This window comes from Pallidibacillus thermolactis, from assembly GCF_025660415.1.
Classification (GTDB): domain Bacteria; phylum Bacillota; class Bacilli; order Bacillales; family Caldibacillaceae; genus Pallidibacillus; species Pallidibacillus thermolactis.
The window spans coordinates 1-22,746 of the sequence record NZ_JAOUSE010000049.1; the positions used below are offsets into that span (position 1 = coordinate 1).

Genomic DNA, 22,746 nt, shown 5'->3' on the forward strand with positions numbered 1-22,746 from the left:
CAAGTAGATTGTCAAAGGATCTTTTCACTTTGACAATCTACTTGGGACGTGGAACAATCCATGAATGGTTGTTGTGCAAAAAAACTTAATCTTTTTGTGTCCAAAAACTTGACGTAGATCCAGTTCTTTGTAAGAAAGTTAACATCAGACAATAAAACTTTTTTGTTAATAATCTGCCAGACGCACACTCTAACCCTTACTCCAATTGAAAAAGCATTTTATATTTACAAAATTAGGATCCATTCCATTTCAGTACAATATTGTCTTCTTTAAATTGAGACTTATGTATGAGATTAATTCAATCCGTGAACCTAGCGTGTTCAAAAGGACAATGTTTATTTAAAAATTTTCACGATTAAAAAACAGGTTCCGTGAAACTATATTAAAATAGAATCACAGAACCTATTTCCTGTACTAACTTAATCAACTAATTCAACTGATAAAGTATTAATTTGTGCTGGATTTGATTCTCGTATAACGCCATCAAATTCAACTTTTATTTTGTCGCCAACTTGGAATGTATCATTTTTGTTCAACGATAGATCAACAATTACATCACCTTCAGGATTTCCTTCTACTAAAACCGCAGATACAACCGCTCGATTTCCATCAATCTCCTTAATTGTACCTGTAAAACTCGACCTTTCTTTATTTTCACTTGGAGAAACTGAATGGGAACATCCAATAATCAACAAAATAAGCATGATAATCAAAACTTTAAATATCCTTTTCATTTAATTCGGATCCTCCATTCACCTGCCTGGATCTGAACATTCGACTCCCTATTTCAAATCACCGTCTGCTAGCCCAAGCTCTGCCATTACCTTCATTCTATTCGGATTCTGTGACATCTTTTAAATCACTACTAGATTAATAAGTTAAAAATTTGATTAAACAATGTAATAAAGAACGTTGTTATACCAATACCGATAACAATAGTTATTACAGTATAGAGCTGGAATTTGCCTTTGCTAATTTCTTCTCTTTTATATGCGATATGATAAACCTTAATTAATGCAAATCCTGTCATAAAGATAATAAGCGCCACAAAGACATTTAATAGTAACATATAAGACCTTCCCTCATATCATTATTATGTAAATGCAATTTTTGTTTTTATTAGTTAGTAAATATACGTTTATTAAACCGGAAAAGTTCCATATTTTTTGAAAAATAACTAAAAACGGCAGGTGGAGATATCTGTCGTTTAATAGTATTTCTATAAAAATGTTTCTACCTTAATTTCTGTTTCACAATGTGGACATAATATTTGAATATCTTTTCCTTTCCCCTTCGCCTCAAGGATGCTTTTACATGTATAACATTTTACATCTGCATAATTAAAATATTTTTGTACATACCAGTCCTGTAATCCAGCTTTCATTCCGCAATGATCGCAATTTAGCGTGACAGTTCCAACCGAATTTGTACCGACTTTACGAACACTTCCACATGAAGGACATTGATCCCATGATAAAACATATTGTGTGAATGTATAGGATGATCGAAAGTGAATAAGCTGCCTTTGTTTATCAATCTTTGTCGGTTGCTTAAGATTCAAATAACTTGAGAGAATAGCTACCGCTTGCTTAGAAATGAGTCGACATTTAAAGAAGGGAGGTTTGGGCGATGATTCAAAATTGGAATCTATCTGTGGTGTACCAATCCATAAAATATCGTCATCTATTTGGATAAAAGGCATGACTGCATCTTTTTGTATAAGACCATAATTCTGTAACTGAATTTCATTCTTATGTAGTGTAATGATCTGGATGTCTGTATTTTTTTCTATCCTTTTTAATACTTGCCAAAGCCTTGGATCGAGCTTCGCTGGATATGAAACGGATACCTTTATTTTTCTCGCTTGCTCCATATCCTGTAATACTTGTCCTAAATTCTTTTCATCAAACCATTGTAAATTTGGATGTGTTTTACAAGAAGTCAGTTTGTGAAAGTGATGACGCGTATAGGAATGCCCAGACTTTTCCATATGATATATTAATTGTTGAACTGTTTTATTTTTTGACGTCCTCGATGTCATATATTTTTTGTCGACAATATAAATGAACTTACCCCGTGCCCGTGTAACAGCAACATTGATAAGTTTTTCACTATTTTTATCGGTTAAAAGCATACCAGCTCGAGATTGAGGGTAACTATCAACTGTATCAAATATAATCATATCCCGCTCTGAACCTTGAAATTTATGAACAGTTGCGGCAACGATTTTGTTTTCTGCATCGGTTCTTTCATTGTTTGGGATAAATTCTTCTATCATCGCATTTACGAGACGAGTCTGTGCATTATAGGGCGTTATATATCCTATGGAATTTATTCCATCTTCTTTAGCTGTAAGTATTATCTGCATGGCAACACAAGCTGAAAATAAATTAAATCTCGAATCTGTTCCTGATTCCTTTAAGGAGAAAGCTCCCATTTTTGACAAGTCAATTTGCACAGCAGCTTCTGTAGGAAACGGTAACCTTGCAACAATGCTCTCCAGTTTCTTTTGAACACTTGAATGATCCTGAACCTGATTTTGATAAATAAATTGATTTGTAAAACTTGAAATATCAGGATGCATCCTTCTTTGTGTTCTTAACATGAATAAGTTTGGATGTTTCTTTCCTTCTGATACGACTTGGACTATTTTTACCACTTCGAATATATCTCGTTTTAACCATTTTTCTACTAAACGATGATTTGACATGGCAATTGGCGGTAACTGTTTGAAATCGCCACATATTATGACATGTTTTCCAAGGCTTGCAGCAAAGGCAATTTGTGGTAGGTAGGCCATACTTGCTTCATCGACTATGACAAGGTCATATGTTTGTTCATAAATTAACGGATCAATCGTTGCTTTTGATAAAGTTACACCTAGTACACTTGCATCAGTAACAAATCGTTCTTCTTCTTTTTTAATCGTTGAACGAATTTTTTTTAGTTGTTGTTCAATTCTTGCAAGATTTTTTCCTGCACGATATGAAAAATTTCTTTTCGTCAAAAATCTTTTCTTCTCAAGTTCATTTAATTGTTCTCTTAAATTAGGAAAAGATTTTTCAACAAGTTTTTCTGATACTAGGTCATTTTCTCCTTCTATGTTTGGATGATGACTAAATCCATAACGAAGTACTTTTCCTGTTTTCCATAGCCCTTTTTCTTTTAATATTTGCGCCAACTCCAACATAAGAACATCAACTGCCGTATTACTATGGGCTAATATTAGAACTTTTAATCCTTTACGATAAAAATAAGCTGCTGTTCTTGCTAACGTATAAGTTTTTCCCGTGCCAGGTGGGCCCCAAACATAAGTTGTTGGATTGGATTGAGCGCGAAGAATAAGTTCCGAAAGATCATTGTAGATTTTGTCTTTTCGATGTTTCGGAGAGATATTTGGAACTAAAAGTCGGTGTATACGTTTTTGTTTTTTCAAACTAGATTGAATTGAATCCAACCGTTTTGATAAAGTAACTAATAATTCCCAAGGAGCACTATAAAGATTAGCTTTCGGCACTTTTGCACCAAGAAAATCATTAATTTTAATGACAAGATCATAACCATCAACAGATACAACACGTCCATTATATATTTCGTCTTTATATTCAAGACGAATAGGTGTACTGTCTGGTAAAAGAAGATCGGTAGAAAGCTTAAACCAATAGGTCGTCCCTTTATCATCATGGGTCAAATATTTTCCTTCTGTAATCATGACCTTTGTTCCACCTTGGGATTGTAAATATTGGGCTTCTAATTTTAAGGCTTGTTGCCATTGTTTGATTAAATCTTTGATGCTAGCCATGATAAATACTCCTTATGCTATCAATCTTTTTATTTTCATTTAGTATTTATAGGAATTCGCACACAAATTTAGTTTTTCGCACGTTTTTCCTGACGATTCGCACGACTTTTCAGCATATCGCACAATAATTTTTGTTTTTCGCACATTTTTTGGGAAAATCGCACACAAATTTTAATATTTCGCACAAACTTCATGTCTTTTCCATCGGAAAATGTTTATAAACGAGTTAAAAAATAATATTTGGAAGTAAACCAGATAAATTTTAGTAACTTTTTGATTATATCATGTTTCAAATAGGTCTACTGACAAAAATTTTGATCTATTTTTGTAAAAAACACTGTTAAAATCAAATTTATTAGTTCTTTTGTTTACGTTTTTTCATACTTTTCAAGATAAATCCTCCTCGAAATGCTTTCGGTTCATAGGCCACAATAAATGCACGAGGTTCTAGTTCTTGAATAAAATGGTATAAGTCTTCTTCTTTTTTTCTTGTCGTTAAAACCGATAATTGGTAACGTTTGCTATCAATCCCTTCTCCTTCATACACAGTAACACCATAACCTTGTTCTCGTAGTGCTTGTATAAGAGTTACGTTTTTAGTGGGTATAATGACTTGAAAAGTGGTATAGCCAATTGCCAACTTTTCTTCAATCAAAGAGCCAACAATAATACCAATGGCAAATCCTAAAGCATATACAATCATTACAATCGATTCCTTGTCTCCGGTAAGAACGATAGACAAACCAAATACATAAACAATCGTTTCTAGAAAACCAAAAATTGCGGCTTTTATTTTCCATCCTTTTACTAAAAAAATCGTTCGAAGTGTAAATGTTGGAACATACAATAGTTGGATTAGTAAAACAAGCAAAATATCTTTTATCATTCACATCACCTTCTTTTTCAATAACAATATTTTAATAGTAACATCATTTTTTGTGAGAACATACTTTTTTCTAATAAACAAAAGGAAAAATAATGCAAATGAACTTAATACATCTGTAATAACATAATTTACACAAAAATTAAGTTTACTAGACACAATATTTTATAAATAAGTAAAAAATTCTATCATCTTAACCTATTTAATGGTATAGTTTAATCAAAATATTCTGTTATTTGGAGGGGATCATTTTGGTTAATATGACTGAACATTTTTCAAAAATACCCACAACCGCTATATCAGATTCAATGAACGGATTAAACAATTTGGACAACGCAATCAAGCCTTTAAAAGAAGAATATAAAATTAGCGGCCGTGCTTTCACGGTACAAATGCCAGTTGGTGACAACTCAATGATACTTCATGCGTTTAATGAGGCTAAACCGGGGGATGTGATAGTTGTTGATGCGAAAGGTGATACATATCGAGCAATTGCCGGAGACTTTATGGTAAGTATTGCGCAAACACTTGGTATTCAAGGAATTGTTGTTGACGGTGTTATTCGTGACATTGTTGGTATTAAGCAATTAAATTTCCCGGTGTTTAGTAAAGGAACTGCTGTTGCGGCTAGTGCGAAAAATGGGAGTGGAAAAGTACAAGTCCCAATTTCTTGTGGTGGCGTAACCGTTCACCCAGGTGATTTGATAGTAGGTGATGCTGATGGAGTTGTCGTAATTCCTCGTGATAAAGAAGAAGAAATTTTTGAAAAAGCGAAGGAAAAGATGGAAAAAGATGTGAAAAGAGAACAACAAGTGGCTGGAAACCCTGAAGCAATTCGGAAGTACTTAAAGGACATGATTGCAAAATTGAAATAAATGCCGGATTGGTATATATCTTCCATAATTTAAAAAGAACTTGATAAACGTTTCTCTATTTTTATAGATTCACTTTTTTATCTTTATACTTTTTCTAATCTCGACCTTTATCTCATACAGCTAGTTAATGTTTGCCATGGTGTTGTTTTTTTAAATTTAAACGGCCTTAATCCTGTTAAATACAGGACTAAAGCCGTTATGAATGATTTCGTTTGATAACAACCATTCCAAATCTAATTCCTTTTTCAAAGCTATTAAAATACTAAACGTATGATTAACCGACTATTCTTCTTTTCATCTCAAATGTTATACTATAATGTCAAAAACAGCCAGACGTTATAAGAAATCAATTATATATCCACTAATTGTACATTGATTATTTCCTAATTTTTATAATATTTAACCTCTGTCTCCTTAGCTTATGGTTTTTACTCACCAACCATCCCATCATTGTCACGGTCATCCATATATGGATATAACCAATGATCACGGGTTATTGGCATTTTAAAACCCGCTGCTTTTGCTTCTTTTATAGTTATTTGTCCATCACCGTTTGTATCAATAGACGATATATCACCTTTTTTAATCGTACTTGTTGAATTAGCAGTCTTACGATCAGTTAATCCTAGCGATTCATTTACTTTATCAGGATCTACATTATCAAATTCATCTACAACCTTTTGACCGTTTACCGTATAACTGTATTTATAATGAGAAGGAATTTGTGTCTCTGAATTAGGATAAGTAATAATTGCTTCAAAATTCGTTGCTCCGCCAGCCTTACGAATCACGTCTTCCATATATGCCTGGTCACCATGGCGGTTCAGCGTACGATTTTGTGGTGTAATATTATATGCATTCGACACTCCGCCTAAAGAGTCAGCAATAATATGCCCTTCATCTAAATCTGGTCTTTCAACCCCAGGAACTTTTGCCTCATCTGAATAATACCTTCCATTTGATAATACAGGTTCGTTCTTATCATCCTGTAGAATAATCTCGTCAGCAACGACGCGTACGAGTTGCCCATATTCATTCGTAAATGCCCAATACTCACGGTCACCAAATCCAATGTTCACTACGACATTTGCTTCACGATGACCAGATAAATCACCACCATCGACTTCAATCAGTTTGTATCCTGGAAACTGTTCATTATTCGACGTGGTTTCTAATACTTCTGCTTCAGGTTCTTCAAGCTCGGTTGTTGTTGTTTCATTTTCATTACTCTGATTTGTTTGTTCAGTCGTTAATTCTTGTTGGCTTATTTCTACATCATTATTATTAGAGACATCTTCTATACTCGTACAACCAACCACAAACATGATGGTTAAAAGTAAAATTAAATAGTTTAGTATCTTTTTCATTTCGTAATCTCCTCTACTCTTTCCAACTGTATATTTATTAAATGATCACAAACAAATTTATTATATTACAAAAACAAAAGAATAACATAATAAACTTTCAGCAAAAAAATATAACGTTATACTCCTACAAACACCTTTTAATATTTATAACCTCAATCACATTACCTCTTAATAAATAGAAACATAATCATTCATTTTCAAAAAAATTATCTATACAATTATGCCGATTGAAATTCTTTATTTACACCAAGTACGCAAACAATTGGTACTGGCTTCATTTGTTTAAGTTCCGTTTTTACATGGATAAAACCTGCTTCTACCAGTTGTTTAACAATCTCGATCCCGAATTGTTTTGCCGTATCAACCGTTGCATCTTTTGTAAACGGTTGAACTGTTATTGCGATAACGCCATTATCTTTCATAAGTTTACGGATGTTCATTAACGTTTGTACAGGATTATTCCAGAAAATAATCGAGTTAATCGAATAAACTTTGTCAAAGTGTAGTTGAAAGGAAGGTAGATTTTCAACATCAGCATGAATTAGTTCCACTTTCCCTTTTTGAATTGCTTTTTTATTCCTTTGATAAGCTTTTTTCAACATTTTTTCAGAGAAGTCAATTCCGATAATTTTTCCATTTTGAATTATTTTTGACGCTATCTCAATTCCAATCCCAGGCCCAAAACCAATTTCTAATACATGGTCATTCTGTTTAAGATTTAATAAGGACAGTGTCCATTTATTTTTTTCTTTTCCAAAAATTGTCATTAACATTCCAGCAATACTCCCTAATAATCCTTCCGGTTTCTTAAATTGGCTTCTTAAATTCTTTATCAACCCCATCTTACTTGAGCTCCTTCATATTTCGTTAAATTTAATTTTTGCAAAAACTTTAAAATATAAGACCTAAGAATGAATGACAACATCCTTAGGTCTTATTTTATCATTTGTAAATTTTATCGGTCACAGAAAGTTTTTAATCAAACCCATTTGGGTTTTGTGATTGCCATCTCCAAGTATCTTCGCACATTTCGTGTAAATTATATTGTGCTTTCCAATTTAAGATTTTTTCAGCTTTCTCAGGATTTGCATAACATATCGCGACATCACCCGGTCTGCGACTTGTAAATTCATATGGAATCCTGACTTTGCTGACCTCACTAAATTTTTTAACTAGATCTAAAACGCTATAGCCTTTACCAGTCCCAAGATTAAATGCTTCAACACCAGTATGATGTTTAATATATTCTAGTGCTTTAATATGACCTTTAACTAAGTCAACGACATGAATGTAATCCCGTATACCTGTTCCATCATGAGTGTCATAATCGTTTCCAAATACATATAATTTCTCCCGTTTTCCAACAGCAACTTGAGAAATAAATGGCATGATATTATTTGGAACACCGTTTGGATTTTCACCAATTCTCCCGCTCTTATGTGCACCAATTGGATTGAAATAACGTAAAATTGCAATTCTCCACGTGTTGTCTGAAATATATAAATCCCTTAATATTTCTTCAATCATTAACTTTGTTCGACCATACGGATTAGTTGCTGATAAAGGAGCGGTTTCACTAATTGGAACTTGTTTTGGATTTCCATAAACGGTAGCCGATGAACTAAAAACTAATTTTTTTACATTATGTTTTTTCATCACTCGAAGTAAAATCAAAGTTCCAGTAATGTTATTGTGATAATAAGTTAAAGGGATATTTACTGATTCACCAACCGCTTTTAATCCTGCGAAATGCATTACAGACTCAATTGGGTGTTGCTTAAAAATTTCATTGATTCTGTCATAATCTAGTAAATCTACCTCGTAAAATGTGAAGTCTTTTCCCGAAATTTCTTTAATTCGGTTAATCACTTCCTTTTTACTATTTGAAAAGTTATCTAACATCACAATGTCATAACCACAATTTAATAGTTCAATTGCAGCGTGACTCCCAATATATCCGGCACCACCAGTAACCAGAACTGTCATTCGAATCCCTCATTATTTTCATTTTTTTATGACTAAATGTGGATAAAACCACAATTTAAAAATGGAACTTTGCACGTTTACAAAACAATTGTATGCGGGATTCAGTCACGACATGATTTAAATATGTTTTATCGTACAAAATAAAAATGATATAAAAAAATTTTCTATATAAAGATTACTGAATCGACTCTTTTTGACAAAAACATCGGTGTTGCTTTACACCGATTTATTATTTATAAATGGTGACTTTTACTGGTTATTATCATAAATTTCTAATATCCCTTTTCAAATATAGAAACAGACTTAAAAAATATTTTTAAAATTCCCTTGCTTTTATTTGTAAATGTGTTATGATTAAAAAGAATTATTTTTTGTTCGATTTTATCAAGGAAGAAAAGATTTAAAATTTTCGCCTTCGATAACTGAGCAACAAAATAGTAATAAAACGTGGGTAATACCCGCACAGGAGGAATTGTTACATGGAACAAGGTAAAGTAAAATGGTTTAACGCAGAAAAAGGCTTCGGATTCATTGAAGTTGAAGGTGGAAACGATGTATTCGTTCACTACACAGCTATCCAAGGCGAAGGTTTTAAAACATTAGAAGAAGGTCAAGCTGTTTCTTTCGATATCGTTGAAGGTAACCGTGGACCTCAAGCAGCTAACGTTGTTAAACTTTAATCAGTTCATACTAACTGTAAAAACGGACTCTCATTTTATGAGAGTCCTTTATTTTTTTCAACTATTAAACGCATTTAGTTAATTAAACATTTGTGGTTAAAAATAATTTTATAAAACATATTGAATAAACATCGATTGACTTAATCCAGCTTTTTATCTTTCCTGTAATTTCTCCCGTTACAAATGTTTAACAAAAATTTATTTAAAATACCTCTTACAATCTTCATATAAAGATGCTATTATATTAGATGTTTTGAAATAATCAAAAGAAAATGAGGGTATTTTAAATCATGAGCGCGAAAGCAGCTAGAATTGTTACTGTCATAGTAGATTTGGTCATCATTATTTTAGGAACTTTGTTAACAGCGTTCGCATTGAATAAATTTACTATACCAACAGGACTTTTAGCAGGTGGGGTTCCCGGGACGGCACAAATTATCCATTATTTTATTCCAATCAAAGTTGGTATTATTGTATTGCTATTAAATATTCCAATACTTATAATTGGCTATAAATTTTTAGGAAGAAAATTTAGTATATATACGATCATTTCTTCTATTCTTCTAGGAATATTTCTTTATATGATTCCTGTTGGAACAATTTGGACCGATAATATTTTATTAAATGCCATTTTCGGGGGGGTATTTAACGCCATTGGCTGTTGCCTAGTCCTTCGCAGAGGTGGTTCCCAAGGTGGAATGGATGTTATTTCCAGGGTGCTTGCAAAACATAAAAATATTTCCGTTGGTAAAGGGAACCTGATCTTCAATGGTTGTATTGTGGCCACATCGGGAATGATCTATGGGGCAGAGATTGCGTTATATACGATTATTTCAATCTTTTGTTCCATGAAAACATACGAAGTCGTCTTAAATCATGTTGATCGTATGTCTTTGATTATTGTTACCGATAAAGGCCAGGAAATTAGTGACGCGATTAATCGAGATATCCACCGCGGTACTACATTATGGAACGCCAATGGTGGTTATTCACATAAAGAAAAAACGGTTCTTTTTTGTGTTATTATGAAAGGTGAAATGAACGAATTAAAGAAAATTGTGAAAGCAATTGATCCAAGCTCGTTTGTAAATGTAATTTCTACAGAAAATGTTATTGGACGCTTCCATCAAATTTGGTAATGAGAATAAAAATGTTAACAAGAGATGTGGTAATTTATCTATATAAAATATTAGAAACAACGATGGTAGTTGGATAAATTGTATTTTAAGTGGGGATAGTGACATCCCATAAAATATTAAAGAATGCAACTTAATTTGTAATATATCATCAATATATAGAAAATATTCTATAACGCTTCTGAACACATGAACGTTCAATTGAATGTTTACTCATACAAAACTGCACCCTAACTGTATTGTGTCTTTACTTTACAGTTAGGGTGCAGTTCACTTTTTAAATGGCCCAATTTGTTTCACGTATTCGAATCCTTCGAATAAAATGCCTATGTATTGACGCAATGAATCGAGGTGAAAAATGTTGGTTTCAAATATTGATTACACATCCCCTTCTACTCAATTCAGCTTTGACGTAAATCAAAGTCCATTATTTGTGAAAGATAGCCAAAACTACATTAATATACTAAGTGTTAACCAATTAAATACTCTAAAGAATGTCTCTTTACTTGATATCTTTACAAATAAAAATAATATTATTGAGCCTCATTATCATCAAAATGCTGCAGAACTTATTTATTGTATAACTGGTTCAGTAAGTGTTTCAATTTTCAACCCATTTACGAAACAAATTCAAAGTTACACTCTTACGCCAGGAAAAGTGGCAAATGTCCCCAAAGGTTGGTGGCATTATATTGTCACCCTAGTAGATAACACGCACATTTTAGCTATTTTTGACGCTCCTACCCCAGAAGTTATTTTAGGTTCAGATATATTAAAATTTACTCCAGCTCATGTAATTGCTCAAACATATTGTGTTGATGAAAATTTATGGAAGCAAGCAACTGCACCGGTTAAACCGACGACCTTTATTGGCCCCCCTTCTAGCTGTCAACAACAAATCAGGTCATTCTGGAATAATTATTCATACACGCCAAGTTACCTTTCCCCATCGTATTGGAGATGATGGTTTATCAGTTGTTTTCCTATCCTTTTCAGCGATATAAAATTGAAAGAAATTTTAATGTGAATAAAACAACGACAAAACTATCAAAATGAAAGGAGTAATGTTATCTAGACATATGTAAATATTAAAATCAGTTGTAATTGATAAAGTTAACTCTGATAATTGGGAAATTGCTGGTGAAACAGTAACAGTTCAGAGACAGAGAGAGAAGAGTGCTGTTCAAATATTATGATAATACGGTTAAAACTAGAAGCAATATTTAAATTATCCAAAATAATAGATCTTACCTATTTATCAATATTTTCATCTCAAACGATAAGGGAATATATTTCCTTATCGTTTGAGAATAGGATATTGAATTATGCTTCCATAAACTTTCATTTATCCATTTACGACTATCTAGATTTTTTCTTTATTCTTCGTTTTGAGACATCTGAATGATGCTATATACAAACTAAAGGTGACTTAGAGTTCATAATCTGTTTAAAAGTTTAAAGCGGCGGATTTTCTACACCTAAATGAAACCAATCTTCTTTTGCTGGTCCATAAACTCCAAAAGGTTTTATTCCAGCTTGACGCATGAGAATAGTAGCTTGTCCACGGTGGTGTATAATGTGCTTGATTAATCCCATTAAGATCTGAGCATTTGTTTCCTCTCTTCCAAATGCAATCTGTACTTCTTTTAAAGTTTCGTCAGTCCATTGTTCCTCAATAGCTCTAATTGCAGATGAACTTATTCGTTTAAATGTATTCGTTATTTCTTTAGCTGAAGTAGGAACATGTTTTTCATCTTCAACTTCATCTATGATCAGCCCAAAATGAGCTAAATACTCTGGTATATTTGTTGTAAAATGCCAAACTATTCTTCCTAATGTACGACCTTCTGGATAAACTTTTTGATTTAATGATTCGTCTGTTAAACCTTCTAATACTTTTAGTGTAAGTGACGACTCCCAATTCCATTCTCGAACAAAATCGGCAATAGTAACATACATCAACAATACCTCGGAATTCAATTAAAGTATTTTTACCTAAAGTAAACATATTATAAAACATTTGTTCGCATCGATCAAATGTTATTCTCTTATTCACTAAAATAAGAAGTTAGAGCTTTAAAAATGAATAAAGCCTATAGAATCGAATTCTAAAGGCTTTTGTTTATTTTGATTTATTGTTTAATATATTTCTTGCCCTTCTGACTCTTTTTATGTATGTAATTCGCGTATCCTAATAAACTTCATAATTTTGTCCCGTTTGGGCACCTTCTACACTCTTTCTGTAAGCGAGGGCTACCCGACTTGCCGGTACCGCTTCAAATCCTGGAAACATATTCCCAAATTTTTCTAACGATTCTTGAACCAAATTTGGACTTACACTATTAATCCGAATTCCGCGTGGCATTTCTATTGCCGCCGCCTTAACAAACGCTTTTACTCCACCATTCACCATGGCAGCGGATGCACCTTGTGGGATCGGATCATCCATCAATATCCCTGTCGTTAATGTGAAACTACCGTAATCATTCACATAGTCCATTCCTAATAATACAAGGTTCATTTGTCCTTTAAGTTTATAATTAATACCAATTTCATTTAACTCTGGTGTTAATTCTGTAAGCGGGGCATAATGGGCACTACCAGCTGTACTTATCACCGCATCCACTTTTCCTACTTGCTCGTACATATTTTTTATGCTTTCAACCGAAGTCATATCCACTTTTACATCTAAACCATTCCGACATGCACGAATAATCTCATGTTTATTGCCAAGTTCTTGTACAACTGCTCTACCGATCGTTCCACTTGCCCCAACAACTATAATCCTCATATTCCTTATCATCCTTTCATATACACCATTGTTAATAATATATGCTACAGAAGTAATTTCTTGAAATATAAAAAGTTGATAACTAATATTTTTATGAATACCGTGTCTTCGGAAACTTATAGACTAATGAACAACCCATTGCAATTCAACATCATGTTTGACTTGACTTCTTAAATAATCTCTACATACTTTTTATTTTCTTTAAAAAAAGATAATCTCCTTCTTGAATTTTGTAGAAAGTCGTTTCATATTTGTAGATTAGTAAATAAAAGATTATAGTTAATGGAGGAAAACTATGGAGTTGGTGACTAAACATTTAAAAACCATTCCTTGTACAGAAGAAACTTGTTCAAATTTCACGATGTCAAAGGATTATACACTCGGTCCACATATTGACAAATATTTAAAGGATTAAAAAAAAAGATCCCTCTCTTTTCGGTTGGGGTGTATGGTTTGTCATTGATAAAAAGAAAAACATAATTATTGGCGACATTGGCTTTAAAGGTAAACCAAATGATGTAAACACCGTTGAAATCGGGTATGGAATTACAACTTCCGAACAAAGAAAAGGTTATGCAACAGAAGCAGTAGCCCTAATAATACAATGGGTATTTCAGTTTAAAAATGTAGATAAAATTATAGCAAAATGTCACGTTTATAATATTCCTTCAATACGAGTGTTAGAAAAGTTAGGGATGAAGCAAATAGGCATAGATAATAATTTTTTAAATTGGGAGTTACGAAAAAAAGATCTGTTTAAGTCGAAATGAAGAGAATATTTAGCAATAATTATAACGTTTATTTCCAATAATTTCATAAAGTAACGGGCAGTAATCAAAAAGGATGAATTGCAATATTCGTATTGTGTAAGTAATAGTTATTGTTTTTTACCTTTTAAAACGGAATATCACCTTAATAATAAAATTTACCAAAGTAAGTATACGATAATTTGTTTAAGTTTTGGTTCCTTTAGTGACCTACTAATTTTACAATTAATAATTATTTTCAATGATATTAATTGAAAGAAAAGATAACCACCCCAAAAACGAGTGGTTATCTCTCCATTATCGACTTCCTAATTAATCGAAAATTGATTAGTCTTCACGATTTCTTGGACAAGCTCCATAACTTCCTCAATAGTACTTTTCTGTAACGCTTCGGCTGCAAGTTTTTCCATGTCTGCCTTTGACAATTCTTTAATGAAAGAACGCGCTTTTAAAATTGAAGTAGCACTCATGGAGAATTCATCTAGCCCTAGTCCTAATAATAGTGGAATAGCATTCTCATCCCCAGCCATTTCGCCGCACATGCCAGTCCATTTACCTTGTTTATGAGAAGCGTCAATTACCATTTTAATCAAACGTAAGATAGATGGATTGTATGGTTGATATAAATATGAAACTCTTTCATTCATACGGTCGGCAGCCATGGTATACTGAATTAAGTCATTTGTTCCGATACTAAAGAAATCCACTTCTTTTGCAAATTGATCGGCAAGAACAGCTGTTGAAGGGATTTCAACCATTATACCGAGTTCAATCGTCCTAGAGACTTTTATTCCTTCTTTCACTAGCTTTTCTTTTTCCTCTAAAAATATCTTTTTGGCATTTCTAAATTCATCAAGTGTTGCGATCATCGGGAACATAATCTTTAAATTTCCATATACACTGGCACGTAGTAAGGCACGTAATTGTGTCCGAAAAATGTCCGTACGATCTAAGCAAAGTCGAATTGCACGAAAACCCAAAAATGGATTCATTTCTTCAGGTAATGGCAAATATGGTAGTTTTTTATCTCCACCAATATCTAAAGTTCGAACAACAACAGGACGATTTTTCATTTCTTCTAATACAGTTCTATATGCTTCAAATTGCTCCTCTTCTGTAGGTAATTCATCACGCCCCATATAAAGGAATTCCGTACGAAATAAACCTACACCTTCAGCACCATGCTCTAAGGCACTTGAAACATCATTTGGCGTTCCAATATTCGCAACTAATTCTACTCGAACACCATCTTTAGATATAGATGGTTTATCGACAAGTTTTGCCCACTCTTCCAACTGTTTTTTGTATTGCAATTGTTTTTTCTTATAATGATCTATCACTTCTTCTGGTGGATTTACGTGTACTTCACCCGTTAAACCATCCAATATAAGTAAGTCGCCATGTTTAATATCTTTTGTAACGGTTTTTGCTCCTACAACAGCCGGAATTTCTAATGAACGAGCCATGATAGCAGAGTGGGATGTACGACCACCGATATCTGTTGTGAATCCTTTAACATATTGACGGTTTAATTGTGCTGTATCGGAAGGAGTTAAGTCCTCCGCTACAATTATCACTTCTTCATTGATTAAACTAGGATTGGGAATCGCTACATTTAACAATTCCGCAAGAACACGTTTCCTTACGTCACGTATATCTGCTGCACGTTCTCTCATATACTCGTTATCCATCGATTCAAAGATCGTGATAAAGTTATCAGTTGTTTCGACCAATGCAGCTTCTGCGTTTACTTTTTCACTTAAAATTTTTTCTTCAATTGGTTTTATTACTTCTGGATCATTTAAAATTAATAAGTGTGCATCAAAAATGGCCGCCTTATCCTCACCTAATTTTTTTAATGCATGGTTACGTACTATTTCAAGTTGATCGTTTGCTTGTTTTACACATTTGCGAAATCTGTCCGCTTCTAGTTTTGGATTGTCAATCTTCTTTTTCTGAAATGACAAATCTGGTTCGACTAAGTGATAAGCTTTTGCTATCGCAATTCCATTAGATGCTGCAATTCCTTTTAGTGTTGTGAAAACCATTAAGCTAACCCTTCCTTAATTTTAATTCGTTTCATGCATTAGTGCTACTATTGAATAAAAAATTTGAAACTCGCATTTAAAGTTATTTTGTTTCATCTACACCGTTTTTGAATATCGTTTTTTTAATTCGTTATATTTAACAATAATAAGTTCAGCAATCTCACTGTTAGGATCCAAGTTGCAAATTTCTTTTAATACATGTACTACACCGTGATCTTTAATCATTTTTTGTAATTCAACTGATTCAGGATCATCTTTTACATCAAATAATAGACATGCCGCTACAGCTGTAGCTAAATTTACATAAGACAATCCAAATTTAGATGCCTCTACCATCGGTTTAACTAAACGATCATTTGGCCCAAGTTTTCGAATAGGTGAACGTCCAACCCGTTTAACATTATCATGTAAGTGTTTATTTCTAAAACGAGTTAATATTTTCTCAATATATTTTTGATGTTCCTTTTTATCAAGTTGATAACGTTCTACTAAATAGTTACCAGTTTCTTCAAGTGTAGATTTTACTTTCATATACATTTGCTCATCATGAAGTGTTTGATCAATTGTCTCTTTGTCATCTAAAAAACCAAAATAGGCTGTAACGGCATGTCCAGTATTAACTGTAAATAACTTACGTTCGATATAAGGAGCAATATTATCAACTTTTAACATACCTTCTACATACGGAATATCTTCTGTTGTCTCAACAATCCACTCATAATAAGGTTCGACTAATACGTCAAGTGGATTTTTATTATTTTGGATAGGTACAATTCGATCAACAGCAGAATTGAAATAGTACACTTTATTTTTCATTAGTTCGATATCTTCTTCTTTTAATTCTTTTTCAATATAGGACTTAAGAAGATCAGTAGCTGAGATTTGATTTTCACAAGCAATGACGTATACTTTTTCATCTGTTACTTTTACTCTTGATTTTAATCCCTTTGCAATTAGTGGCGCAATATGAGGCAACACATTAGGTCCTATTGCCGTTGTGATATATGTTGCTTCCTCAATCGCCTTAATTACAGCTTCTTCATCCTTCATATTATTAATGCCTGAAACATTAACAATTTCCATTACTGTAGGTTCATCTTCCGCAGTAATAACATTATAGGAGCGGTCTTTATTTAGTTGATCGATAATCGTATCTGCAATGTCAACAAAAGTTACATGATAGCCCGATTGTGAAAATAAAGCTCCAATAAAACCTCTTCCAATATTTCCAGCCCCAAAGTGTACTACTTGTTTCATAGTCTGTCACTCCTTCATAAATTTGCTTTGTAAAAAATGTAAGCATGCATATTCTAATTTTTCTCTTATTAATTTTTCGTTTCCAGACGAAAAAATCATGATTGATTCATTATTTTCTATAATAGTCGTACTTACCATGCTAATAAATTCTTGTTGAATACTATTCATTTTTTCAGGTGCTAATAATAAGAGAATATTATTAGCCTCCATTTCTGCCATATCCATCCCTTTTAATTTATAAGGAACATCTACATGTACAATCTTAAAAATGACTTCCTTAATATGTGGATTTCGACAATGAAAAAGGGCCAAATTCGTTTCAGGTATTCCTAATCCACCCTTGGCTTCACGCAACTTTACTTGTCTGAATACATCCTCAACTGATGTAATCGTTCCCTTTTCAGCTTCTGGAATTAACATTTTTTTTATGACATCGTCATAAGTGGGTTCATTTTCCATACGTACTACTGAAAAATTGCGGAAAAGTGTTCGAATAAAATGGATACAGGTATCAATTTCATTCATAAATGTATACAGGGATATATTTTGATTGTTTGAAGACGTTTCATCTTGCAATGTAGTCTCTTCATAATAACTTTTCCGCTTCGTTATTTCTTGTATATGAGTTCCTAAGTAGTCACGTACAGCCTCTATATCCTTTTCATGTAAAAGTGGATTTACATAAACGTAATCAAATTTTTCTTGGATCGGCAATAATACAGTTGAAAGAATGATCTGATAGCGGTTCCTTTCAATATTAGGTAATTCCTTTAACGAAACAACATCCGTTGTAGAAATCTCAGGAAATTCATTTTTTAAACGACTAGAAAGCATTTTAGAAGTCCCAATTCCTGTTGGACATATGATTAACGCACGGATTTGAATTTTTTCTTTCTTTAACTCTAATGTAGAGCCAAAATGTAGTACAGTACTAGCAATTTCATCTTCGCTAAACGCAATATTTGGAAATAAATGAAAAAGACTTGATCGAACAGCCAAAAATAAAATTGGATAGTTCTGTTTGATTTCTTCGGTTAAAGGATTAAATGTTGGAAACCCTTTTTGCTTACGATAAATTGTTGTCTCCAAGTGGTTTAAAAGACCTTGAAATAAGGTAAAATCATTTATTAAGTCGACATTTAATTGTTGGGAAACCTGTTGTATTAATTCTTTGATTGATCGACTGAATTGAACTTTTTCAAAATACATTTCATCTGGTGTTACTAGTTTAGAACCTCGAAGTATCGTTGTAAGATACATGATTTCTTCACTAGGAATCTTTATTGAATATAAATCATATAATTTTTTACAAATTTCGTTAACAAGAAAGTGTTCATCAGACATTTCTAATGGATCTGTTAATTGCATCTGTTTTGATATGGTAAATCCTTTTTGTATTCTTTGTAACGAAAGACATAAATGAATAATGAAGACGATATAATCATCGTCCGCGAGTTTTAATTTACTGTTATTCATAGATGAATATACAATTTTGTCGATCGCATTTAAATAATCTGTTTTAAAATAATACATAATCTTTTCTACTTGAAGTTTGTTTATAGTTAGCCAAAATAGATGATCAAATAATTCATCTTTAAAATTAATCATGATATAACTGACTAATGCTTTTCTTTTAGATTCTTCGAGTCCAGTAAGTTCTACACCGACTCCTTTTTTCTTTTCAATCCCAACTTCATAATTTAATAACCATTTCGATAATTCATCTAAATCCGTGTTTAATGTTGTTATTGAAACACCAAGGTCTTTAGAAAAAGGTGCCAACTTTATCGGCTCATTCGCATCAAATAATTTGATTAATTCTAATAGTCTTCTTTCTTCTAAAGAATAGTCAAATGGCTTTATGGTGGTTATAGTTTGAATCAGTCGATAAATATTTTGGTATGTTCCATTTATCGATAGTCCACTTTCATTTTCTATGGATAAGTCAAATTGCTTCAATAATTTTTCTATATTTCTCAAATCTCTCTGGATCGTTCTTTTACTGACTTGTAAATAGTCCGCAATAGATGAAACGGAATGAAAACCACTCTTCTTTAATATTAATTCGATAATTGATTTTTCTCTGGCTGTAATGATCATGGGTACCCACACTTTCAACTGTATTCAATAGCTTAATGATAACAGAAGACCAGATTGTTGGAAAATAGAAGAAAAATGCATAAAGCATTTTTCTTCTATTTATTTATTAAATGAAGAGCCAATGATTTCTAAAATTTCATCTGTAGTTTTTGCATTTGCCATTTTTTCAACATTGTTCATATCAGAACATGTTTGAGCAATGGCAGAAAGTATTTCTAAATGGCCGTTATCTTTACCTGCTAGTCCAAAAATTAAACGAACTTTGCCACCTTCAAAATCGACACCATCAGGGACTTGAATAATGGTTACACCTGATTTTATGACTTCTTGTTTAGCTTCATCCGTTCCGTGAGGAATTGCTACGTCATTTCCCATATACGTACTGGTGATCTTTTCTCTGTCAAGCATGGCCTCAATATAGGATTCTTTGACATAACCACCGTCAACTAAAACTTTCCCTGCAAATCGAATTGCTTCTTCCTTTGAGGAAAATTTTTTGTTCAAAAAGATGTTTTCTTTTCTTAAAACTTCTTGGTTAGCGGTTGAAGCACTCTCATCATGATCTGATAGTTCTGTATTATTTGTAGTATTATTATTAACTAAACGATCAATAATCTCATCATATTTTGGACTTGATAAAAAGTTTTCGACTGAAACATGAGTAGCATTCGGTACTTTTTGTTTTGCACGTGGTGTTAATTCTTCTTGTGTAATAACCAACTGTGCATCACTTGGTAAATTGCTTATGGCCATGTTTGTTACTTTAATGTTCAATCCAGCTTCTTTTACTTTCTTTCTAAGTAATGATGCACCCATTGCACTTGAACCCATTCCAGCATCACATGCAAATATAATGTGATTAACATTATTAAAGTTAACGGATGCAATGGAGGTTTCTGTTGTTATTTCGTTGTTAGCTAAATCACTCACTACACTGCTTTTTTTCCCTTTCATTGCTTGCATTTTTTGGGATGCTTCTTCCAAGCTGCCCTCTTCAGATTTATCCATTTTTAAGACGAAGAAAGAGACAATGAACGATACTGAAGCAGCGACAAGGACACCTGCAATATTAGCAATGAAATTACCAGCAGGAGTTACAGCAAGCATAGCAAGGATGCTACCTGGTGAAGCTGGAGCGATTAATCCACCACCTAGAAGTGATAAAGTAAATACACCACTTATTCCTCCAAGTATAACCGCAATGAATAACATTGGTTTCATTAATACATAAGGGAAATATATTTCATGTATACCACCAAAGAATTGTATAATTGCTGCTCCTGGAGCTGTACGTTTTGCTGCACCTCTACCAAAGAAACAATAAGCTAATAGAACACCAATCCCAGGACCTGGATTTGCTTCAAGTAAGAACAGAATAGATTCTCCAGTCTGTTTTACTTGCTCAATACCGAGTGGTGATAACACACCGTGGTTAATAGCGTTATTTAAAAATAGAATTTTCGCTGGTTCTATTAAAATACTAGTTAATGGAAGAATACCGACATCTAACATCCATTCTACACCAGTTACTAATATACCAGTAATCTGGGTTACTCCTGGTCCAATTAACAAGAACGAAAATATCGCTAAGATACCACCTAAAATTCCGGAAGAGAAGTTGTTAACTAACATTTCAAAACCAGTTCTAACTTTTCCTTCAATTAACTGGTCAAACTTTTTAATAACCCATCCTCCTAGCGGTCCCATAATCATGGCACCTAGGAACATCGGAATATCTGCACCGACAATAACCCCCATTGTCGCGATCGCACCAACGACTCCTCCTCGCATATCATAAACTAATTTACCACCAGTATAACCAATTAAAAGTGGTAATAGATATTTAACCATTGGATCTACTAAAGTAGCCAATTCTTCATTCGGTTTCCACCCTGACTCAATGAATAGGGCAGTAATTAATCCCCATGCAATAAATGCACCAATATTAGGCATTACCATAGAACTCAAAAAGTTTCCGAATTTTTGAATCTTTACTTTCATCTGGCTTTCTTGATTAGACATAAATGAGCTCTCCTTTCTGTAAAACAATCATAAAATATTAAGCGCTTTCACTCAATGATTACTAGAACTAATTTTGTCACCCCTGTCTGCGTCAAAACTTTTTTTCGTAAAGAACCATCATTTTAACTACATTTATAATGTTCACAATGTAGATTATTTTATTTGCGTTCATACAAAAAGGAGTGAAATTTTGTTCTTAAACTCTTTATAATTTCTTCACCTATTGTTCATTCCATTTAATTTCTGTGAATATTATTTTGTGTGTATTTATTAGTCACGCCATTAAAAGACAAACCTTATTTCTTGCTGAAAATTCTAACAATAATTATGATAGAAATATAAAAAGATATTGAGGTGATATACTTGTTAATTCCATATGGAGATAAAAATCCTTTAATTGATAAGACTGTATTTGTTGCACCCGGTTCTTATTTAATTGGTGATGTTACTGTTGGAAAAGAGAGTTCAATTTGGTTTGGTGCTGTTGTACGTGGAGATGAAGGACCAATTACAATAGGTGAAAAGTGTAGTATTCAAGATAATGTAACGATCCATTTATATGAAGGTCATCCAGTCAAAATTGGAAATGGTGTGACGGTCGGACATAATGCAATTTTACATGGATGTACCATTCATGATCATTGTATTATCGGTATGGGGTCAACAATTCTGGATGATGCCGAAATTGGTGAGGGATGTATTATCGGTGCTAATACGTTAATCACATCCGGAAAGAAGATACCACCACATTCATTAGTGGTTGGTTCCCCAGGAAAGGTTGTAAGAAAATTGAATGAAAAAGATTTTGAATTAATTAAAGCATCGTACGAAGTATACGTTCAAAAGGGTAAAGATTATAAAAACATACTTAATAAATAAAGGAAAAAGAACTGCCTACAAGCAGTTCTTTCAGCTTGTAGACAAAGTCCCTAAACTAGTGGCCAAATCTACAGGCTTTTTTTGTATAATAGGGATAGAATTCTTGGTTAACGGGGGAAATTTAGGATGTTATCGAAGCGTACAGACAATAAT

18 protein-coding genes are annotated in these 22,746 nt (G+C 32.9%); 6 read left to right on the plus strand and 12 right to left on the minus strand.

Annotated features, from left to right (window positions below; all coding sequences use genetic code 11):
- Positions 1 to 419: 419 nt before the first annotated feature.
- From OEV82_RS12920 to OEV82_RS12930, 3 genes are all read right to left on the minus strand, one after another.
- Positions 420 to 734 carry a YobA family protein gene (locus OEV82_RS12920; RefSeq protein ID WP_263062125.1) on the minus strand — a complete coding sequence of 105 codons (315 nt, stop codon included), beginning with the start codon at positions 732 to 734 and terminating at the stop codon, positions 420 to 422.
- Between the two features lie 485 nt (positions 735 to 1,219).
- On the minus strand, positions 1,220 to 3,802 hold the full coding sequence (locus OEV82_RS12925; protein WP_263062126.1) for an AAA domain-containing protein: 2,583 nt from the start codon (positions 3,800 to 3,802) through the stop codon (positions 1,220 to 1,222).
- A gap of 355 nt (positions 3,803 to 4,157) precedes the next feature.
- Complete coding sequence (locus OEV82_RS12930; protein WP_263062133.1) at positions 4,158 to 4,685, minus strand: DUF2179 domain-containing protein; 528 nt, start codon at positions 4,683 to 4,685, stop codon at positions 4,158 to 4,160.
- 260 nt (positions 4,686 to 4,945) lie between these two features.
- On the opposite strand from OEV82_RS12930, the gene OEV82_RS12935 reads away from it, so the two are divergent.
- Positions 4,946 to 5,560: an RraA family protein gene (locus OEV82_RS12935; RefSeq protein WP_263062134.1), complete on the plus strand. Its 615-nt coding sequence runs from the start codon at positions 4,946 to 4,948 to the stop codon at positions 5,558 to 5,560.
- Positions 5,561 to 5,988: 428 nt separating this feature from the next.
- Here OEV82_RS12935 and OEV82_RS12940 read toward each other — a convergent pair whose 3' ends face one another.
- From OEV82_RS12940 to galE, 3 genes are all read right to left on the minus strand, one after another.
- On the minus strand, positions 5,989 to 6,927 hold the full coding sequence (locus OEV82_RS12940) for a DNA/RNA non-specific endonuclease (protein WP_263062127.1): 939 nt from the start codon (positions 6,925 to 6,927) through the stop codon (positions 5,989 to 5,991).
- A 218-nt stretch (positions 6,928 to 7,145) separates the two neighbouring features.
- A complete protein-coding gene (locus tag OEV82_RS12945) occupies positions 7,146 to 7,769 on the minus strand; it encodes a class I SAM-dependent methyltransferase (protein ID WP_263062128.1) in 624 nt (207 codons plus the stop codon).
- A gap of 133 nt (positions 7,770 to 7,902) precedes the next feature.
- A complete protein-coding gene (gene galE, locus OEV82_RS12950; protein ID WP_173658504.1) occupies positions 7,903 to 8,913 on the minus strand; it encodes a UDP-glucose 4-epimerase GalE in 1,011 nt (336 codons plus the stop codon).
- Positions 8,914 to 9,392: 479 nt separating this feature from the next.
- Here galE and cspD point away from each other — a divergent pair, with 479 nt between their 5' ends.
- The 3 genes from cspD (at position 9,393) to OEV82_RS12965 (ending at position 11,693) form a co-directional block, all read left to right on the plus strand.
- A complete protein-coding gene (gene cspD, locus OEV82_RS12955; RefSeq protein ID WP_173658503.1) occupies positions 9,393 to 9,593 on the plus strand; it encodes a cold-shock protein CspD in 201 nt (66 codons plus the stop codon).
- Between the two features lie 290 nt (positions 9,594 to 9,883).
- Positions 9,884 to 10,732 carry a YitT family protein gene (locus OEV82_RS12960; protein ID WP_173658502.1) on the plus strand — a complete coding sequence of 283 codons (849 nt, stop codon included), beginning with the start codon at positions 9,884 to 9,886 and terminating at the stop codon, positions 10,730 to 10,732.
- 358 nt (positions 10,733 to 11,090) lie between these two features.
- Positions 11,091 to 11,693 (plus strand): cupin domain-containing protein, encoded by a 603-nt coding sequence (locus tag OEV82_RS12965; protein WP_173658507.1) that lies wholly within the window; start codon positions 11,091 to 11,093, stop codon positions 11,691 to 11,693.
- 491 nt (positions 11,694 to 12,184) lie between these two features.
- Here OEV82_RS12965 and OEV82_RS12970 read toward each other — a convergent pair whose 3' ends face one another.
- Entirely contained in the window at positions 12,185 to 12,688 is a 504-nt protein-coding gene (locus OEV82_RS12970) for a DinB family protein (RefSeq protein WP_263062129.1), read from the minus strand.
- A gap of 232 nt (positions 12,689 to 12,920) precedes the next feature.
- Positions 12,921 to 13,520 (minus strand): short chain dehydrogenase, encoded by a 600-nt coding sequence (locus OEV82_RS12975; protein WP_263062130.1) that lies wholly within the window; start codon positions 13,518 to 13,520, stop codon positions 12,921 to 12,923.
- A 491-nt stretch (positions 13,521 to 14,011) separates the two neighbouring features.
- Between OEV82_RS12975 and OEV82_RS12980 the strand changes: the two genes are divergently transcribed.
- Positions 14,012 to 14,290, plus strand: a complete 279-nt coding sequence (locus OEV82_RS12980) for a GNAT family N-acetyltransferase (RefSeq protein ID WP_263062135.1) — start codon at positions 14,012 to 14,014, stop codon at positions 14,288 to 14,290.
- A 305-nt stretch (positions 14,291 to 14,595) separates the two neighbouring features.
- Here the strand turns inward: OEV82_RS12980 and ptsP are convergent, their stop codons facing one another.
- The 4 genes from ptsP to OEV82_RS13000 all read right to left on the minus strand — a co-directional run bounded on the left by ptsP (position 14,596) and on the right by OEV82_RS13000 (position 21,714).
- Entirely contained in the window at positions 14,596 to 16,335 is a 1,740-nt protein-coding gene (gene ptsP, locus OEV82_RS12985) for a phosphoenolpyruvate--protein phosphotransferase (RefSeq protein WP_173658962.1), read from the minus strand.
- A 96-nt stretch (positions 16,336 to 16,431) separates the two neighbouring features.
- Positions 16,432 to 17,592 (minus strand): mannitol-1-phosphate 5-dehydrogenase, encoded by a 1,161-nt coding sequence (locus OEV82_RS12990; RefSeq protein ID WP_173658960.1) that lies wholly within the window; start codon positions 17,590 to 17,592, stop codon positions 16,432 to 16,434.
- Positions 17,593 to 17,598: 6 nt separating this feature from the next.
- Complete coding sequence (locus OEV82_RS12995) at positions 17,599 to 19,692, minus strand: BglG family transcription antiterminator (protein ID WP_263062131.1); 2,094 nt, start codon at positions 19,690 to 19,692, stop codon at positions 17,599 to 17,601.
- A 99-nt stretch (positions 19,693 to 19,791) separates the two neighbouring features.
- Positions 19,792 to 21,714: a PTS mannitol transporter subunit IICBA gene (locus tag OEV82_RS13000; protein WP_173658956.1), complete on the minus strand. Its 1,923-nt coding sequence runs from the start codon at positions 21,712 to 21,714 to the stop codon at positions 19,792 to 19,794.
- Positions 21,715 to 22,077: 363 nt separating this feature from the next.
- Between OEV82_RS13000 and OEV82_RS13005 the strand changes: the two genes are divergently transcribed.
- On the plus strand, positions 22,078 to 22,593 hold the full coding sequence (locus tag OEV82_RS13005) for a gamma carbonic anhydrase family protein (protein ID WP_263062132.1): 516 nt from the start codon (positions 22,078 to 22,080) through the stop codon (positions 22,591 to 22,593).
- The last annotated feature ends 153 nt before the right edge of the window (positions 22,594 to 22,746 follow it).

Excerpts from the sequence above, each read along its gene's own strand:
- OEV82_RS12920 (WP_263062125.1), bottom strand. The coding sequence starts at position 734 with ATGAAAAGGATATTTAAAGTTTTGATTATCATGCTTATTTTGTTGATT.
- OEV82_RS12925 (WP_263062126.1), bottom strand. The coding sequence starts at position 3,802 with ATGGCTAGCATCAAAGATTTAATCAAACAATGGCAACAAGCCTTAAAA.
- OEV82_RS12935 (WP_263062134.1), top strand. The coding sequence starts at position 4,946 with ATGACTGAACATTTTTCAAAAATACCCACAACCGCTATATCAGATTCA.
- OEV82_RS12940 (WP_263062127.1), bottom strand. The coding sequence starts at position 6,927 with ATGAAAAAGATACTAAACTATTTAATTTTACTTTTAACCATCATGTTT.
- OEV82_RS12945 (WP_263062128.1), bottom strand. The coding sequence starts at position 7,769 with ATGGGGTTGATAAAGAATTTAAGAAGCCAATTTAAGAAACCGGAAGGA.
- galE (WP_173658504.1), bottom strand. The coding sequence starts at position 8,913 with ATGACAGTTCTGGTTACTGGTGGTGCCGGATATATTGGGAGTCACGCT.
- cspD (WP_173658503.1), top strand. The coding sequence starts at position 9,393 with ATGGAACAAGGTAAAGTAAAATGGTTTAACGCAGAAAAAGGCTTCGGA.
- OEV82_RS12960 (WP_173658502.1), top strand. The coding sequence starts at position 9,884 with ATGAGCGCGAAAGCAGCTAGAATTGTTACTGTCATAGTAGATTTGGTC.
- OEV82_RS12970 (WP_263062129.1), bottom strand. The coding sequence starts at position 12,688 with ATGTATGTTACTATTGCCGATTTTGTTCGAGAATGGAATTGGGAGTCG.
- OEV82_RS12975 (WP_263062130.1), bottom strand. The coding sequence starts at position 13,520 with ATGAGGATTATAGTTGTTGGGGCAAGTGGAACGATCGGTAGAGCAGTT.
- ptsP (WP_173658962.1), bottom strand. The coding sequence starts at position 16,335 with ATGGTTTTCACAACACTAAAAGGAATTGCAGCATCTAATGGAATTGCG.
- OEV82_RS12990 (WP_173658960.1), bottom strand. The coding sequence starts at position 17,592 with ATGAAACAAGTAGTACACTTTGGGGCTGGAAATATTGGAAGAGGTTTT.
- OEV82_RS12995 (WP_263062131.1), bottom strand. The coding sequence starts at position 19,692 with ATGATCATTACAGCCAGAGAAAAATCAATTATCGAATTAATATTAAAG.
- OEV82_RS13000 (WP_173658956.1), bottom strand. The coding sequence starts at position 21,714 with ATGTCTAATCAAGAAAGCCAGATGAAAGTAAAGATTCAAAAATTCGGA.